This is a genomic window from Pseudobutyrivibrio ruminis AD2017 (genome assembly GCF_000424305.1).
GTDB lineage: Bacteria > Bacillota > Clostridia > Lachnospirales > Lachnospiraceae > Pseudobutyrivibrio > Pseudobutyrivibrio ruminis_B.
In genome coordinates, this window is the sequence record NZ_KE384162.1 from 603,765 (window position 1) to 622,127 (window position 18,363).

Below are 18,363 nucleotides of genomic sequence, written 5' to 3' on the forward strand. Positions count from 1 at the left end.
TTAATTACTTAATAACGATGTTTCCGTGAACTGTACCATAGTCCTTAGAAGTGATAACACCCTTAAGTTCAGTCTGTACGTAGTCCATAACAGCTTCATCCATTACGATACCTGTATCAAACTGCTCTGAAGCGTTTGCAAATGCATAATATGTGTCACCACCAGCTGCACAGAAGTTGTTTGTTACAACTGCATATTTATCTGTAGCTGAGAATGGCTTGCCATTAATGCTTTGAATACTTACACGGTTAATTGCTGCTGGCTTATAGTATGTTGAAGCAGGATAAGCCTCACCCTGAGCAAATGGCTTTGCTGTATCAACTGTAAATTTGATACCTGATACCTGTGAGAAACCACCGATTGCTCCTGGTGTTGAGAATGTGCTTGCTTCTAATGCTTCAAGCAAATCAACACCACTGATATATACTACTGAAATAGTGTTTCCAAATGGAAGTACTGTATTTAAATCCTTCTTTGTAACACTACCAGCTTTGATAGAAGCACGAATGCCGCCACCGTTTGTGATAGCTACAACGTGGTCTTCCTTAACCTTAAGTCCGCCTTCCTTAAGTACAGACCACTTAATAGCATCTGTGATAAGATCTCCAAGGTTTGTCTCCTGTGTTCTAACACCTGGAGCCTTCTGACCATTTAAGTCAACCTCTGACTTTGCAAATTCAACACCGTATTCAGCATCTACTCTATCAGTAATTGACTTTGAAAGTGCTTCAATTGCTGGAGCCTTAAGAATACCATCATCTACTTTGATAAGGTAGTTATCCTCGATTTTCTTTGTTGCATTATCGATAACAACCATACCGATTTTTTCAAACTTTGTACCTGTAGACTGTACTGGCTCACCATTTTCACCAGCTGTCATTACTGTATGAGAATGACCATCCAAGATAATATCGATGCCTGTTGTCTTAGCATAAAGGTCAACACTTCTGTGTCCGTCTGGAGCAGATTCATCATCTACACCAAGATGTGCAAGGCATACAACGATATCACAGCCATCAGCCTTTAGCTTGTTAATCTGTTCCTGAGCACATGGATAAAGCTCGCCCTTAGATAAGAACTTGATTCCCTTAATAAGAGCAGGGTTAACCTTTGTCTGAGTCTCTGGTGTTTCCATACCAAAGAAACCAACCTTAAGACCTGAAGCTGATGTGAATTCGTAAGTTGGGTCAAGGATTGGCTTACCATTCTTATCTAATACATCAGCGCAGATAGTTTTGAACCAAGCTCTTGAAAGATTGTTCTTAAGCTGGTCATAACCATAATCGAATTCGTGATTACCAAGAGTAGCAACATCATAGCCTGCAAAGTTCATCATTGTAATAGCATCATGTCCCTTTGTAGTGCTTACATATGGTGTACCCTGGCTAAAATCACCTGCATCTGCAAGGATTACCTCAGCACCTCTAGCCTTAAATTCATACTTTAAAGCTGCAGCCTGTGCATAACCTTCAAGTGCTCCGTGCACATCATTTGTGTGGAGAATAATAGTTTTTCCACTTAAATCATTAGGTACGTTGGCAATTGAACGGACATCAGCCTTTACCTCGGCAGCATAAGCTGTCTTTGGTGTAAGACCAATGGATAATACCATTGCAAATGCCATTACAAGAGTGATAATTCTCTTGAAATTTCTTTTTAGTCGCATTATACATCCCTCCTATTTGTATTTCTATACAACCACATACATTATATAGATTTTTATACAAGAAAAGAATATAGTCTTTAAAATAAAAATTGACGAATTTTCAAGCACTAGCTTAGCTATTTTTATAGATTATCCCCTTCAAAGTATGAATAGTTTTGAGACTCACTAGCAACTAAATAGATTTCTTTTCCATTTAGAATTTTCCTTGGCCATCTAAATGGAAGTCCATGGTAAAAATCGTCCTCTACAAGAGCTCCATCTACATACACCTGAACCACATCACATTTCAAATCAACATTGATAAAAGCTCTGTCATCTTCTAATTCAAGCTTATAGTAGCTGATTTCTTTGTTGCTATATAATAATTCAGCTTTATACATTTCAGGAATAACAAAAGGTGCATCTATAAGCTTTGTAATGGTATAGCCTGATTTATCAGCATTCTTTAATGCTTCTATGGATTTGCCAGGTTCCTCTACATAAAATACTCTTCCATCAACCTTTCTAAGCTTCTTTGCTTCCTCAAGGCTGATTAGTCTGATATCACATTTTTCATCTGGATTAACAAATTCAAACTGAGGCTTTATACCAGGAAGCTCCATAAAAATCCATGTGTCTTTATCCTTACATAAAGGCTGAGCTGTAGCATATTTTAGTACTGCAGTATCATTAAGCTTCATGTTAAATGGCATGAAAAAGCTGATATCTCCCTTAACATCAATAGCAGGAAATACCACATCACCTGTATCTATCACCACATCTGAAACATCCCGGGCGTCATGAAGTCTTTGATAATGATTTATAAAAACAAAGCCACCATTTTCATCTCTTCTAACTCCGTACCTGAGCTTTTTCATATCACCTATTTCAACATTACTATCAGCTTCTACATAGGTCATTGTGGCAAGCTTATCTTCATAATCATGTATAAATAGATGCAACAGATTAAGCAAGTCATAGGACTCTCTGGTTTCCTCATAGGAAGAAATTGGAGCCTGAAAATCATATGAGATGATTGGATAATCATTTGGATAGCCTGTGGCTTTGGATTCCTGAAGCGTATAGTCAGGATACACCTTATTTAGTCCACCATGGTACATGTAATATCCAAGCATATTGGCACCTTCGCATAGCATGATAAGTGTCATGGCATAAATATCCATGCCATGAATCTGATATCTTCTATGGTAGGTATTCATAAGACCTGCCCCGATTTCACAGGTAAAATACGGATAACGGTCATAAGGCAATTGCCAGCTATCCTCTTCTAACGCCTTTATTAAATCCTTACCTATGGCAGAATCATTTCTTATGCCAGTAAAATAATATCTTGCGCATGGAGGAAGCTTTTCAGTCCCTTCATCCCATGGTGCATCACAATATCCTCCAAATGAGGGGATTACATCATCAACAGGAATCTTTGCTCCATTTACACTGTTCCAGCCTGTGACTGTAAAAATAGGTACATCTATTCCTACTTCCTTAGCTATGTTTTTAAGTGTAAGCAGATGCTCGGCATTATCTGTAAGCTCATTATCTAACTGGCACATTTCAATAGGACCACCATCTTTAAATAGCAGACCGCTAACTTCGTCTGAAATTGCTTTGTACCATTTCTTTACAAGCTTTAGATATTCTTCATCATTTGTTCTAAGCTCTAAATCCTTATTAATAAGCCAATCAGGGAAGCCACCATTTCTAACCTCGCCATGACACCATGGGCCAATACGAATGCAAACCTTAAGCCCTGCCTCCTTAGCCATAAGAACAAAGGCTCTAAGGTCGTTGTCACCTGTCCAGTTCAGCTTTCCTTCCTCTGGCTCGTGATATATCCAAATGATGTAGGTGGATACAATATCTATTCCACCCTCCTTCATCAGCCTAAGTGCTGTTTTCCACTGTTCTCTAGGGACTCTGCTAAAATGCATTTCCCCCATAATGGCCATGGATGGCTTACCATTTTTTTCTACATAAAGGCTGTTAACTTCTATACCTTCTTTATTTACGTTAACGCCTCCTAAATTAAGATGCTTCTTAATTATTTCTGGCTTCTTGTAGTCCTTAAATTTGTAAATCATTATTTCCCCCTAAATATTTAATTTTTGCAAAGCTCCCAGAAGGTAACTGCACTTGCAGCAGCTACATTTAATGAATCTACATTATGATGCATAGGGATAATAGTTACAAAATCACTATTATCAATTGTCTCCTGCTTTATTCCTGTGCTTTCTGTTCCAAATATAACTGCTAGCTTTTCCTGCTCCTTTAAAACAGGATCAGACAAAGGGATTGCATTATCCTTAAGTGCCATAGATACAACAGAATATCCTTCCTCCTTTAGCAATGAGACGTAATCAGAATCCTTGTCAAAATAAGTCCATGGAACCTGAAATACTGTTCCCATAGCTACTCTGGCTGCTCTTCTATAAAATGGGTCTGAGCTGGCATAGGTAAGGAAGACTGCATCTACCCCAAGTGCTGCCGCAGATCTAAAAATAGCACCTACATTAGTTGGATTCATAACATCCTCCAATATAGCTATCCTTTTTGATGCTGATAGTAATTCCCTAACATCAGGCAGGCTTGGTCGCTTAAAAGCGGCGATAACTCCTCTTGTAAGATTAAAGCCTGTGATATTATTAATAACCTCAAGCTTTGCTACAAAAACATCCACATCCTCTGATGCCATACTTAACAATTCCTGTACTACCTCAGATTCATAAGCCTTTTCCTCTACAAAAAAAGCTAGAGGCTCAGCTCCCCTACTAAAAGCCCTTTTTATAACCTCTGGAGTTTCTGCAATAAACACTCCTCCATTGGGCTCAAAATAGTGATAAAGCTGCGCCTCATTATATTTAGTAAAAATATCTACTCTTTTATCTTCAATATTATCTATCCTAATCAATGTCGACTCCTAATTAAACGTATACTTCAGATAGATAATATCCTTATTTTAAACATTTCGCAATTAATTTATTCTACATCCTGTAGAGCTGCAAAATCCTCTTCACCAGTTCTAATTTTAACAACCTGCTCTACATCATATACGAAGATTTTACCATCACCGATGTGGCCTGTATAAAGAACCTTCTTTGCAGTTTCAATAACATCCTTAACTGGAACCTTACATACAACAACATCCACTCTAATCTTTGGAAGTAATGCTGGCTCTAAAGCAACACCTCTATAATATTCAGGTGCACCCTTCTGAACGCCACAGCCCATTACATGGGATACTGTCATACCTGTGATACCAAGCTTCATAAGAGCATTCTTAAGCTTCTCAAGGTTACGCTCCTTGCAAAGGATTTCTACCTTTGTCATTCTAGGCTTTCCTGCAGCTGTAATCTGTGAAGGTGCGTACTCAACCTCAACTGCCTCATCCATAGATGCAAGACCAGCAGCCTCTAATGTATCTGTAATAAGTGTTGCTGTCTCATCATCATATTCATCTGTATCGAAATCATCCTCAAGCATGTTGAATCCAGAATATGCTGATGGAAGTCCATGCTCTGTTCTATCAAGACCTACAATTTCCTCTTCTGCTGATGCACGAAGACCAATAGTATTTTTGATTAACGTAAATGCGATAGTAATTGTAACCGCCGCCCAGGCACCTACTGAAACAACACCTATAAGCTGAATTCCAAGAAGCTTAAATCCTCCTCCATAAAAAAGACCTGTAAGTGTGCTATCAGGAGCTGCAGTTGTTGCAAATAATCCTACTGCAATTGTTCCCCAAATACCGTTCATCATGTGAACTGCTACAGCTCCAACTGGATCATCAATGCGAAGCTTATAATCAAGAAGCCATACGCCAAATACTACGAGGAAACCTGAAACAATACCAATGATGATTGCACCAAGTGCATCTGTAACGTCGCATGGGGCTGTGATTGCAACAAGGCCTGCAAGTGAAGCATTAAGTGACATTGATACATCTGGCTTACCAAATTTAATCCATGTGAAAGCCATTGTTGTGCATGTAGCAACTGCAGGAGCGATTGTTGTTGTAACAAATATAGATGCAAGCTGCTCTACTGATGTTGCAGCAGCACCGTTAAATCCATACCATCCAAGCCAAAGGATAAATACGCCAAGTGCTCCAAGTGCAATGTTGTGACCTGGGAATGCATTTACCTTTGTAATTTTTCCCTTACTGTCGTGATTAAACTTACCAATTCTAGGTCCTAAGATTTTAGCTCCGATTAATGCACAGATACCACCTACCATGTGGATGGCACAGCTACCTGCGAAATCATGGAAGCCAATAGCTGAAAGCCAGCCGCCTCCCCAAATCCAGTGTGCCTCGATTGGGTAGATTACTAGTGAAATGATACCTGAATAAATACAGTAGCTAATGAACTTTGTACGCTCAGCCATAGCGCCACTTACGATTGTTGCTGTTGTAGCACAAAATACCAGGTTAAAAACAAAGTTGCTCCAGTCAAAGCTGGCATAATCTGTAAATACCTGAAGGGAAGGCTTTCCAACAAGACCAAAGAAAGCATTCTCACCAAACATAAGACCAAAGCCTAAAATAATAAACATTACTGTACCAATACAAAAATCCATAAGATTTTTCATTATGATATTTCCAGTATTTTTTGCTCTGGTAAATCCAGCCTCCACCATTGCAAAGCCAGCCTGCATCCAAAAAACTAAGGCTGCACCAATTAAGAACCATACGCCAAATAGCATGCTTGAATAATCTTCCATATTCAAATCCTCCTTTATATATATTAAATGGGGCGCAGTTCACATTGTGAACTACGCCCCATTGCGTAACTATTTTATTATTTTACTGAATAAAGAATCTCTCCATAGGTTGGATAAGGCCAGATATCACTTGGAACTACTGTCTCAAGCTCATCCACCACTTCTCTAAGTTCATTCATATCTGCAAAAATAACATCATGATGGAACTTAGCAAGCTCGTAGATATCCTCTAATTCCTTGGCCTTTTCAATATCTGCCTCAAGCTTCTCTAATCTTTCATCCATTGTAAATGTAAGCTTAGATGCCTGCTTTAATCTCTTTGTCTCTACAGTGGAATCAACATCAATTCCTGTAGCAGCCTTTGCATTTAATGTTTCAGCAAGTGAATACTGATAATCGTTTGCAGCTGCCATAATGTTCTTCTTTACCATGGCATCCATTGTAAGAGCTTCGATGTCGATTACCTTATAGTAATTTTCAAGCTGAATATCATAACGGCTGTAAAGCTCCTGTTCCGTAAATACGTTATGCTTTGTAAATACATCAATAGCCTTTTTATCGACGAAAGCAGGAAGTGCATCTACTGTAGATTTAAGGTTCTTAAGTCCTCTTCTTTCAGCTTCCTTAACCCATTCATCTGAATAACCGTTTCCGTTAAAGATAATTCTTTTATGTGCTGTAAGCTCTCTCTTTAAAAGCTCTGCTAAGGCCTTTTCAAAATCTGCTGCCTTTTCTAGCTCATCAGAGAACTTATCAAGTTCCTCAGCCACAATTGTATTTAAGATTACGTTTGGTCCAGAGATAGATGCTGATGAACCAAGTGATCTAAATTCAAATTTATTACCTGTAAATGCAAATGGTGATGTTCTGTTTCTATCTGTTGTATCCTGCGAAATGCTTGGGATTACTGTTGCACCTACAGACATCTTTTTCTTTTTAATATCCTCATAATCAGTTCCATCGATGATTGATTCAACAATAGCCTCTAGCTCATCTCCAAGGAACATTGAAATAATTGCTGGTGGCGCTTCGTTTGCACCAAGTCTATGATCATTTCCAGCAGAAGCTACCGATACACGGAGCAACTCCTGATATTCATCTACAGCCTTAATGACCGCTGTAAGGAATAATAAGAACTGTGTGTTATGGGAAGGGGTAGCACCAGGCTCTAGCAGGTTTACTCCGGTATCAGTCGAAATTGACCAGTTGTTATGCTTACCTGAACCATTAACTCCTGCAAATGGCTTTTCGTGTAGCAGGCAAGTCATACCATGTCTTTTTGCAACTACCTTCATCATCTCCATAGTAAGCTGATTGTGGTCTGTTGCGATATTTGTTGTTGAATAAACAGGTGCAAGCTCATGCTGTGCTGGGGCTACCTCGTTGTGCTTTGTCTTAGCAAGTACCCCTAGCTTCCAAAGCTCTTCATCAAGCTCCTTCATAAATGCTGAAACTCTTGGCTTGATGGTTCCAAAATAATGGTCATCTAATTCCTGTCCCTTTGGAGGCTTAGCACCAAACAATGTTCTACCTGTATAAATCAAATCTGGACGCTTGTTGTACATCTTTTCATCAATAAGGAAATATTCCTGCTCAGGTCCAACTGTTGTAATAACTCTTTTAACATCCTCATGACCGAACAGCTTTAATGCTCTTACTGCTGATTTATCAAGAGCTTCCATGGAACGAAGAAGTGGAGTCTTTTTATCAAGCGCCTCTCCTGAATAAGAACAAAATGCAGTTGGAATACAAAGTGTATCATCCTTTATAAATACATAGCTTGTTGGGTCCCAGGCTGTATAGCCTCTTGCCTCGAATGTAGCTCGAAGACCACCTGATGGAAATGAAGATGCATCTGGCTCACCCTTAATTAGCTCCTTGCCTGAAAATGTCATGATAATCTTGCCACCTTCTTCAGGCTGAATAAATGAATCATGCTTTTCTGCTGTAACACCAGTCATTGGCTGGAACCAATGTGTGAAGTGTGTGGCACCAAGTTCGATTGCCCATTCCTTCATGGCATGTGCAATTACGTTTGCCAAATCTCTATCTAGAGGGCGTCCCTCTTCCACTGTCTTTTTAAGGGCCTTGTAGGCATCCTTAGGGAGACGCTCCTTCATGGTTTCATCGTTGAAGACTTTGCTTCCAAATATCTCTGTAACTTTACTCATATCAAATCCTCCTTATGTACGCCCTCATCCGTCGACTTCGTCGCCACCTTCCCCCAGAGGGGGAAGGCTTAAAGGCTTCCCCCTCTGGGGGAAGCTGTCACCGAAGGTGACTGATGAGGGTCTTACTTCCTATACACCACTATCTCCATAATTTGCTAACACTCTCGCTGACGGGTCATCCACATTACAACCTGGCCAGTTTTTATTTGGCATCCAAAAGTCCACTACCATGTGAGCTTGTCCAGGATAATATTTTTCAAACAACTCTCTGTAAAGAAGTGATTCCTTAGTGAAAGGTGCTCTGAATTCGTATTTACGTTTTGCATTCTCCAAATCTTCGTCTGAGTAAATGCTGTTTGCGTATTCCTTTAGGTAATAAACCATTGAATGTCCAACTGCATCTGAGAAGGCTGCCTTTTCTCTGAATAAAATGTCGTAAGGTAAATAATCATCGTTCTCAAAGGCATGTCTTAACAGGTATTTTCCCTTGTTGTATCTATTCATCTTAAGCTTTGGATTAATGCTCATTACATAATCTACAAAATCCAAATCTCCAAAAGGAACTCTGGCCTCCATTGAATGTACTGATATGCATCTGTCTGCTCTTAACACATCGTACATATAAAGCTCTCTTAGCCTCTTTTCTGCTTCCCTTTGGAACTCCTCCTCATTTGGTGCAAAATCTGTATATTTATATCCGAATATCTCATCTGAAATCTCTCCAGTAAGCAATACTCTGATTTCAGGGAATTTCTTTTTGATTCCCTTGCAGATAAGATACATTCCCATGCTTGCTCTGATGGTTGTAATATCGTAGGTTCCAAGGGATGCAACTACTTCCTCTAGAGACTCAATTACTAAGTCCTTATCAATGATGATTTCGTGATGCTCTGAACCGATGTATTCTGCAACCTCTTTTGCATATTTCAAATCAATGGCATCCTCATTCATTCCTATTGCAAAGGTTTTTATTGGCTTGTCCATAAACTTCTGTGCCACCGCACACACCAGTGATGAATCAAGTCCGCCTGATAAAAGAAAACCAACAGGAGCATCTGCATCAAGTCTCTTTTCTATTCCTGCAATAAGCTTTTCTTTAATCTTTGCTGAAGCCTCATCTAATGAATCCTCACTATAAGGCTTGCGCTTTGCCAAATCTCTGTAGCAGGTAAACACACCCTTGTAATAATAATGTCCTGGTGGAAATGGCATTACCTTGTCTGTTAGTCCCACAAGGTTCTTGGCCTCGGAAGCAAACATGATTGAGCCTTCACTGTCGTATCCATAGAACAAAGGCCTGATTCCTATTGGATCTCTGGCTGCTACCAAATCATCCAAATCCTTGTCGTAAATAACCATTGCAAATTCTGCATCCAATTTACTAAACATCTGGCATCCGTATTTACGATACATTGGAAGAATTATTTCGCAATCGCTGTCACTTTTGAATTTGTATCCCTCTGCCTTAAGCTCTTCTCTTACAGGCTTGAAGCCGTACAGCTCGCCATTACATATTACATAATTGCCCTCAAGCTCAAAGGGTTGCATACCATCTTCAGTTAATCCCATAATTGAAAGTCGTTGAAAGCCTAACACGCTGTCATTTACTGTAATGACCTTTTGCATATCAGGTCCTCTAGATAGGGTTTTTGAAAATGCCTCTTCGAAATCTTTCATTTCAACGTGGCATTTACTAAGAGCCATAATTGAACACATAAAATCACCTTCCCGTCGGTAATAAAAAAGGCGCCGTAAGCGAAGACATTTCTTCACTTACGACGCCTTTGTCGTTTACCTTGATTTATTTGTTTAGAATAATATTATTTTGACAATCCGTTGTCAACACTTTTTTTATTTTTCTTGATATTTTTTTATTATATCCATTGCCATTTGATATCTTGAAATCCTAAGATCCATAGCATTCTTCTCTATCTGTTTATGGGCTTCCTCCTCTGTCATATCCTCGTTAATAATCAAAAGAAGCTTAGCCCGTGAAATTACCTTTAGCTCATCCAGCTTTTTTTCTAATTTGGCACTTTCCCTGTGAGCCATGCCAATTCGCCTTTGAGCTGCCAGTGCATGTCGCAGGGCCTGCCAAAGCAAAGGCTTGCTTATAGGCTTTGAAACCGTAATGATTCCATAGTCAGCTACCCTATCGGTGATTTCATCATAATAATCCGCCTTTATAAACAGCAGTACCTGACAAACATTCTTTTCCGCAATATCTATTACCTGCTCTACAGAATTAGAACCGGCCATTGGCAGATTGATAAAGCATATATCAAAATCATAATCCGTAATGGCGCGCTTTGCAGAAGGATAGCTTTCCACACAAAGGATATCCATATATCCGTTTTCTTTCAGATAGGATTTGTAGAATGCGCTTGCCTTTTCATTATCGCAGACAATTAATGCTCTCTCCATAGTCCACTCCTTTTAAGACTAAATACTCATCTTAATTGTCTCAATATAATTTTCTGCGATTTTTGCAAAATTAGAATCCTGTAAAAAGCTACTGTTTTCAGCACATTCAATAGCTTCCTCAATAGATGCTGGAAGCATTTTAAGCTTTGAATATTCCGATTCTGATAATAGTCTTGATTTAACCTCAAGTGCTGGAGGAAGCTTTTCGTTTCCTCTTACACCTGCCATTCCTGCCTGCAAAATAATAGCTGCAGCAAGATATGGATTAAGACATGAATCAGGTGAACGCAAAATAAAATGCTTTCTTCTTCCGTTGATTTCAGGAACTCTAAATAATCTGGAATTATTCTGCTTTGACCAGGTAATATATTTAGGCGCTTCAAGCACACCTAGTCTGTCATAAGAATCACGTCTGCAATTAAGGAAAATGGTAATGTCTCTCATTCTGTTTATGATACCTGCCATAAAGTTTTCTGAAGCAAGCTTATCATCATTAATAAGATTCGTTTCTCCCTTAAAATTAGACATGAGAATATGCAAGCCATTGCCTGGAGCATCCTCAATAGGACGTGGCTCAAAGCAAGCGTACGCGCCATTTCTTGCAGCTATATTTTCTACAACGTTTTTGTAGGTTACAAAGTTATCTGCTGTAGTTAAAACGTCAGCAGAATGAAAATCTATTTCGTTTTGTCCTGGTCCTCTTTCATGATGAGAAGACTGTGGTGATATGCCCATCTCCTCTAAGCTTAGGCAGATTTCTCTTCGAATGTTTTCACCCTTGTCGCTAGGGGCAACATCCAAATATCCACCATTATCAAAAGGCTCACTTGTAGGGATTCCATTATCATCTGTTTTAAAAAGATAAAACTCAGAACGAAGTCCCATCTTGGTAGAAAATCCCATTGTTTCACACTCTTTAAGAGTGTCCTTTAAAAACTGTCTGTAATCCATTGAATATGGAGTACCATCAGCATAAACAACATTGCAATAAAACCTGATAACTCTGCCAGACTGTGGGCGCCATGGAAGTACATGCAGGGTATCTGCATCAGGCTTTAAAAACAGATCTCTTCCAGATTCATCCTCAAAGCCTAAAATCAAAAATGGGTCAAAATTGATTCCATCCTCAAAAGCGCTCTTAAGCTCCGATGGCATTATGGAAATATTTTTCTGATTTCCGTACAGGTCACAAAAGGCCAAACGAATAAACTTTACATCGTTTTCCTCAACAAAATTAATAATATCATCAATAGATAAATGAGACATTGCCTTCCCTCCAAAGGTTAATAGTTAGTTATATCTTAATCAATCAGGTTGAAAAATTCTACAAATTTGTATAACCCATCAAATACTCATCAACCTCTTTTGCACAGTCTCTTCCATTTCTGATTGCCTTTACAACTAAGGATTGTCCTGTATGCATATCTCCAGCTGCAAATACCTTTGCTGTACTTGTAGCAAAACCGCCTTCTTTAGATGCTACATTAGTTCTGCCATCTACCTTTACCTTAAAGGCATCAACAACATATTTTTCTGCACCTAAAAATCCTGCTGCAATCAGGCAAAGCTGACACTTTACTTCCTTTTCAGTTCCCTCTACTGGGACCATCAGCTTTCTTCCAGTCTTTTTATCTACCTGACTTTGAAGAGCTACTAATACAACAGATTTAAGATTACCTGATTTGTCTGTTTTAAATTCCTTTACAGTTGTAGTATACAGTCTTGGGTCATGACCAAACTTTGCAATAGCTTCCTCCTGGCCGTAATCTGTTTTGCAAACAAGAGGCCACTGTGGCCATGGATTGCTTTCGGCTCTTTCATCAGGAGCCTTTGGCATCATTTCAAGCTGAGTTACTGACTTACAGCCGTGACGAATAGCTGTACCGACACAGTCGTTTCCTGTATCACCACCACCGATAATAATTACATCCTTATCCTTGGCAGAAATATACTGTCCATCCACTAATGTCATATTATTATTCCACAGACATTTTGTTGTAGAAGTTAAGAAATCTACTGCAAAATAGATTCCCTTTGCATCCTTTCTTCCTGCCCCATCAATATCTCTAGGTTCAGATGCACCGCAGCATAAAACTACAGCATCATATTTTGCTGTAAGCTCACTAGCCTTAATATCAGCCCCAACATTGGCATTTACTATAAAGCTAACACCCTCCTGCTCCATCACATGAATCTTTCTATCTATGATTTGCTTTTCAAGCTTCATGTTTGGAATACCATATCTAAGAAGTCCACCAACATTATCATTTCTCTCATAAACAGTAACACTGTGACCTCTTCTGTTAAGCTGGTCTGCAACTGCAAGTCCAGCTGGGCCTGAGCCTACTACAGCAACAGTTTTTCCTGTTCTTTGCTTTGGTGGTTTTGCATCTGCCAGACCATGCTCATAGGCGTATTCTATTATTGCCATCTCATTAGCCTTTGTGGTAACAGCATCACCATTTAAGCTGCAGGTACAGGCCTTTTCACATAGGCCTGGACATACTCTGCAGGTAAACTCTGGAAAGTTGCTGGTCTTATGAAGTCTTTTATATGCCATTTCATAGTTTTCCTGATAAACCAAATCATTCCATTCAGGTATCAGGTTATTGAGAGGACAACCTGAAGTCATCCCCTTTATAGTCATTCCAGATTGGCAAAAAGGTACACCGCAATCCATGCATCTAGCTCCCTGCTTTGCTCTTTCTTCTTTAGACAAATGAATATGAAATTCATTGAAATTATTAATACGTTTAAGAGGACTGATTGCTGGTTCCTCTACTCGCTCGTATTCTAAAAATCCTGTAGATTTTCCCATGACTAATCCTCCTTTACGCACCCTGTCCATTCATCAGGAAATTAAATGCTTCTATCTGAGCCTGCTCTGGCGATAAGCCCTTAGCTTCCATCTTCACCATAGCCTGTAGCATCTTTTTGTAATCGTATGGAACAATCTTTTTAAATTTAGGCAGATAATCACTGAAATTATCATAGATTTCCTTGCCCTTCTTTGAACCTGTAGTTTTAACATGCTCTCCAATGATATCCTTCAATTCCATAACATCATATTTATCTGTTACAGTCTCAAGACATACCATGGATTTGTTAAGCTTTTTGTAAAGAGTTGCATCCTCGTCAAGAACATAGGCAACACCGCCACTCATACCAGCCGCAAAATTCTTTCCAGTCTCACCAAGAACAACTACTCTACCACCAGTCATGTATTCACAGCCGTGGTCTCCAACGCCCTCTACAACAGCTGTAGCACCGGAATTTCTAACTGCGAATCGCTCACCTGCTACACCGTTAATAAAAGCTTTTCCGCTGGTAGCTCCATAAAGTGCTACATTCCCGATGATAATATTTTCATCCTCTTTATAGGTAGCTCCCTTAGGTGGATAAATAATCAGCTTACCGCCTGATAATCCCTTACCAAAGTAATCGTTAGAATCTCCTGCAAGCTCCAGTGTTAATCCCTTTGGAATAAATGCACCAAAGGATTGTCCACCTGCACCCTTACAGTTAACCTTGTAGGTATCCTCTAAAAGGCTTTCTCCAAATTTTCTAGTGAGCTGGGCCCCAAGCAAGGTTCCAAGTGATCTATCCGTATTTACGATATCAACGTCGATCTCCTTTGGCTTTCCTGCATTAATGGCACTCTTAAGCTCCTTTAGAAGGATTCGCTCATCAATAGTCTTTTCCAGTTCAAAGTTAAATGTATTCTTTTTATTGTATTCAATCTTCTCGCCACCTGATGGATTCAAAAGTACAGCTGACATATCAATCTTTTCAAATGGTGAATCCTTAGTAGCTTCCTTAAGCTTTAACAAATCTGTTCTTCCGCACAGCTCATCTACAGTTTTACAGCCTAAGCTAGCCATGTATTCACGTAATTCTTCCGCCACAAAGCGCATGAAGTTTACAACATATTCTGGCTTACCTGAAAAACGCTTTCTAAGCTCTGGATTCTGGGTTGCTACACCAACAGGACATGTATCAAGATTGCACACACGCATCATTACACAGCCCATAGTAACAAGAGGTGCTGTTGCAAATCCAAACTCCTCTGCTCCAAGAGCACATGCAATGGCAACATCACGGCCGCTCATAAGCTTTCCATCTGTTTCAATAACAACCTTGTTTCTCAGCCCATTCATAATCAGTGTCTGATGGGCCTCAGCAAGTCCTAACTCCCAAGGTAATCCGGCATTATGAATAGAAGATTTTGGTGCTGCACCTGTACCTCCATCATAACCAGAAATAAGAATTACCTGAGCACCTGCCTTTGCTACACCAGATGCAATAGTTCCGACACCAGCTTCTGAAACCAGCTTAACTGATATTCTGGCATCCTTATTGGCGTTCTTTAAATCGTAAATAAGCTCTGCCAAATCCTCGATTGAATAAATATCATGATGAGGTGGTGGTGAAATAAGTGCCACTCCTGGTGTAGACATTCTTGTCTTTGCAATCCAAGGGTAAACCTTCTTACCTGGCAAATGTCCACCTTCACCAGGCTTTGCTCCCTGAGCCATCTTTATCTGGATCTCTTTAGCAGATACCAGGTATTTGCTGGTTACTCCAAATCGGCCTGAAGCCACCTGCTTTATAGCTGAGCAGCGATTAATTCCATCAGGGCCTATTTCGTATCTTTCATCCTCTTCGCCACCTTCACCAGAATTAGATTTTCCGTGAAGCTGATTCATGGCAATGGCCATTGTCTCATGGGCTTCCTTTGAAATAGAGCCATAGCTCATTGCACCAGTTTTAAATCTTTTTACAATAGAATCTACTGATTCTACCTCATCAATGCTAATACCCTTCTTTGGATAATTAAAATCAATTAATCCACGAAGATTTCTAATGTTATCCTCTTCATTTACAAGTGCTGTATATTCTTTAAATGTACTGTAATCGCCTGTTCTTGTTGCAAGCTGAAGCAAATGAATTGTAGCAGGATTGTATAAATGCTCCTCGGCACCTGAACGCATCTTATGCTGTCCCCTTGAATCCAATGACTCATCCACATCAAGTCCTAATGGGTCAAATGCCTTTGAGTGCTGATATTCAACATTAGACTGAATATCCTCTAAAGTGATTCCACCTATTCTTGATATTGTGCCTGTAAAATATTTATCAATTACAGCTCTGCTTATTCCAATAGCTTCAAAAATCTTTGCACCCTGGTATGACTGAACAGTTGATATTCCCATCTTTGATGCTATCTTGATAATTCCGCTGATAACTGCCTCATTATAGGAATCTATTGCTGCATGAGCATCCTTATTAAGCTGTCCCTTTTCAATCAACTCTGCAATGGTCTCCTGTGCAAGATATGGGTTGATTGCAGATGCACCGTATCCAAGTAAGGTAGCAAAATGATGTACCTCTCTTGGTTCACCTGATTCTAGAATAAGTGAAAGTGATGTACGCTTCTTAGTCTGAACCAAATGATGCTGTACAGCAGCAACAGCAAGAAGTGATGGAATTGCCACATGGTTTTCATCCACTCCTCTGTCAGAAAGGATAATAATGTTTGCCCCTTCTCTATTTACTCTGTCAATCTCTACATACAAATGCTCAATAGCTTTTTCTAATGAAGTGTTCTTGTAGTAGATAATAGGAACTGTAGCTGCCTGTAGTCCTGGAACCTTCATTGATTTAATCTTCATCAAATCAGTTGTTGTAAGAATAGGATTGTTAATCTGCAGCATGTTGCAGTTTTCTTCCTTCTCCTCAAGAACGTTTCCTGCTGTTCCAAGATATATAGTTGTAGCTGTAACTATTTCCTCTCTGATTGAATCAATAGGTGGATTAGTTACCTGAGCAAAAAGCTGCTTGAAATAGTTAAATAGTGGTTGTCTGTTTTTAGACAGCACTGCAAGCGGAACATCTATACCCATTGCTCCTGTGTTTTCTACTCCATTAAGAGCCATAGGAAGAATGGAATCCTTAATCTCCTCGTATGAATATCCAAAAGCCTTCTGCAATCTGTCTCTTTCTTCCTGTGAATATTTAGGAACTGATTCATTTGGAATTTTAATATCAGCAAGATGAGCAAGATTTGCATCTAGCCACTGACCGTATGGCTTTCTGTTTGCATAGGTGCGCTTTAATTCATCATCTGCAATAAGTCTTCCTTCAACAGTATCAACTAGAAGCATTTTGCCTGGCTTTAATCTGTCCTTACATTTGATTCTGCTTTCCTCAATAGGAAGAACACCTACCTCGGAAGAAAGAATAAGATAATCGTCGTTTGTAATATAATATCTGGATGGTCTAAGTCCGTTTCTATCTAAGACTGCACCCATAATATCTCCATCTGAAAACAGGATAGATGCAGGGCCATCCCAAGGCTCCATCATAGTTGAATAATACTGATAAAAGTCCCTTCTTGCCTGCTCCATAGCCTTGTTCTTTACCCATGGCTCTGGAATAGTTATCATGACTGCCAGTGGAAGTGGCATACCATTCATAACAAGAAACTCTAGTGCATTATCTAGCATGGCAGAATCGGAACCAGCCTGATTACATACTGGAGTGATTTTTGTCATCTGCTCCTCTAACACTTGAGAAACCATAGTTTCTTCTCTTGAAAGCATCTTGTCAGCATTACCCTTAATGGTATTGATTTCTCCATTATGAACAATGAATCTGTTTGGATGAGCTCGTTCCCAAGATGGATTTGTGTTAGTAGAAAATCTTGAGTGAACTGTTGCAATGGCAGATTCATAATCCTCATCTAACAAATCAAGGAAAAATGTTCTAAGCTGATCTACTAAGAACATGCCCTTATATACAATAGTTCTGCTTGAAAGTGAGGCTACATAGGTATCCTCTGCTGTCTGTTCAAAAACACGTCTTGCAACATAAAGCTTTCTATCAAAATCCAAGCCCTTTTTACATGCTGCTGGCTTTTTAATAAATGCCTGACATATAAATGGCATACAGCTTTTTGCAAGCTCGCCTAATATTTCTGGTCTTGTTGGTACATCTCTCCAACCTAAAAACTCTAAGCCTTCCTTTTCAACAATGATTTCGAACATCTTCATTGCCTGTTTTCTTTTAAGCTCGTCCTGAGGGAAGAAAAACATTCCTATACCGTATTCACGTTCATTTCCAATATTGATTTTTGCCTTAGCACAAGCCTTTTTGAAAAACTTATGAGAAATCTGAAGTAGAATACCAACACCATCTCCAGTTTCGCCTGATGCATCTTTACCAGCACGATGCTCCAGATTTTCTACAATCTTTAAGGCGTCTGAAACTGTCTGATGTGTTTTGATTCCCTTAATAGAAACTACAGCACCGATACCGCAGTTATCATGTTCAAAGCTAGAATCATATAGCCCCTTCATCTGATGATTGTCCATGTTAGCTACT

10 protein-coding genes are annotated in these 18,363 nt (G+C 39.4%); all 10 read right to left on the reverse strand.

Annotated features, from left to right (window positions below):
- Nucleotides 1-4: 4 nt before the first annotated feature.
- The 10 genes from G611_RS0113045 to gltB all read right to left on the reverse strand — a co-directional run bounded on the left by G611_RS0113045 (nucleotide 5) and on the right by gltB (nucleotide 18,353).
- Nucleotides 5-1,666 carry a bifunctional metallophosphatase/5'-nucleotidase gene (locus G611_RS0113045; RefSeq protein ID WP_028244003.1) on the reverse strand — a complete coding sequence of 554 codons (1,662 nt, stop codon included), beginning with the start codon at nucleotides 1,664-1,666 and terminating at the stop codon, nucleotides 5-7.
- A 122-nt stretch (nucleotides 1,667-1,788) separates the two neighbouring features.
- The gene (locus G611_RS14970) at nucleotides 1,789-3,744 is read right to left on the reverse strand and encodes a beta-galactosidase (RefSeq protein ID WP_051195264.1); all 1,956 of its coding nucleotides are present in this window, start codon (nucleotides 3,742-3,744) and stop codon (nucleotides 1,789-1,791) included.
- Between the two features lie 17 nt (nucleotides 3,745-3,761).
- Entirely contained in the window at nucleotides 3,762-4,571 is an 810-nt protein-coding gene (locus G611_RS0113055; protein ID WP_028244004.1) for a TrmH family RNA methyltransferase, read from the reverse strand.
- A 68-nt stretch (nucleotides 4,572-4,639) separates the two neighbouring features.
- Nucleotides 4,640-6,385 carry an ammonium transporter gene (locus tag G611_RS0113060; RefSeq protein WP_028244005.1) on the reverse strand — a complete coding sequence of 582 codons (1,746 nt, stop codon included), beginning with the start codon at nucleotides 6,383-6,385 and terminating at the stop codon, nucleotides 4,640-4,642.
- Nucleotides 6,386-6,462: 77 nt separating this feature from the next.
- A complete protein-coding gene (locus G611_RS0113065) occupies nucleotides 6,463-8,556 on the reverse strand; it encodes a glutamine synthetase III (protein ID WP_028244006.1) in 2,094 nt (697 codons plus the stop codon).
- A gap of 129 nt (nucleotides 8,557-8,685) precedes the next feature.
- A complete protein-coding gene (gene asnB, locus G611_RS0113070) occupies nucleotides 8,686-10,272 on the reverse strand; it encodes an asparagine synthase B (protein ID WP_028244007.1) in 1,587 nt (528 codons plus the stop codon).
- Between the two features lie 135 nt (nucleotides 10,273-10,407).
- Nucleotides 10,408-10,980 carry an ANTAR domain-containing response regulator gene (locus G611_RS0113075; RefSeq protein ID WP_028244008.1) on the reverse strand — a complete coding sequence of 191 codons (573 nt, stop codon included), beginning with the start codon at nucleotides 10,978-10,980 and terminating at the stop codon, nucleotides 10,408-10,410.
- A gap of 18 nt (nucleotides 10,981-10,998) precedes the next feature.
- Entirely contained in the window at nucleotides 10,999-12,246 is a 1,248-nt protein-coding gene (locus G611_RS14975; RefSeq protein WP_036949243.1) for a glutamine synthetase family protein, read from the reverse strand.
- Between the two features lie 58 nt (nucleotides 12,247-12,304).
- On the reverse strand, nucleotides 12,305-13,798 hold the full coding sequence (locus G611_RS0113085) for a glutamate synthase subunit beta (protein ID WP_028244009.1): 1,494 nt from the start codon (nucleotides 13,796-13,798) through the stop codon (nucleotides 12,305-12,307).
- A 13-nt stretch (nucleotides 13,799-13,811) separates the two neighbouring features.
- Nucleotides 13,812-18,353, reverse strand: coding sequence for a glutamate synthase large subunit (gltB, locus tag G611_RS0113090; RefSeq protein ID WP_028244010.1), 4,542 nt, complete (start codon nucleotides 18,351-18,353; stop codon nucleotides 13,812-13,814).
- Nucleotides 18,354-18,363 lie beyond the last annotated feature (10 nt).

What these genes read in the sequence shown, in the direction of transcription:
- G611_RS0113045 (WP_028244003.1), bottom strand. Translation starts at nt 1,666, where the DNA reads ATGCGACTAAAAAGAAATTTCAAGAGAATTATCACTCTTGTAATGGCA.
- G611_RS14970 (WP_051195264.1), bottom strand. Translation starts at nt 3,744, where the DNA reads ATGATTTACAAATTTAAGGACTACAAGAAGCCAGAAATAATTAAGAAG.
- G611_RS0113060 (WP_028244005.1), bottom strand. Translation starts at nt 6,385, where the DNA reads ATGGAAGATTATTCAAGCATGCTATTTGGCGTATGGTTCTTAATTGGT.
- G611_RS0113065 (WP_028244006.1), bottom strand. Translation starts at nt 8,556, where the DNA reads ATGAGTAAAGTTACAGAGATATTTGGAAGCAAAGTCTTCAACGATGAA.
- asnB (WP_028244007.1), bottom strand. Translation starts at nt 10,272, where the DNA reads ATGTGTTCAATTATGGCTCTTAGTAAATGCCACGTTGAAATGAAAGAT.
- G611_RS0113075 (WP_028244008.1), bottom strand. Translation starts at nt 10,980, where the DNA reads ATGGAGAGAGCATTAATTGTCTGCGATAATGAAAAGGCAAGCGCATTC.
- G611_RS14975 (WP_036949243.1), bottom strand. Translation starts at nt 12,246, where the DNA reads ATGTCTCATTTATCTATTGATGATATTATTAATTTTGTTGAGGAAAAC.
- G611_RS0113085 (WP_028244009.1), bottom strand. Translation starts at nt 13,798, where the DNA reads ATGGGAAAATCTACAGGATTTTTAGAATACGAGCGAGTAGAGGAACCA.
- gltB (WP_028244010.1), bottom strand. Translation starts at nt 18,353, where the DNA reads ATGGACAATCATCAGATGAAGGGGCTATATGATTCTAGCTTTGAACAT.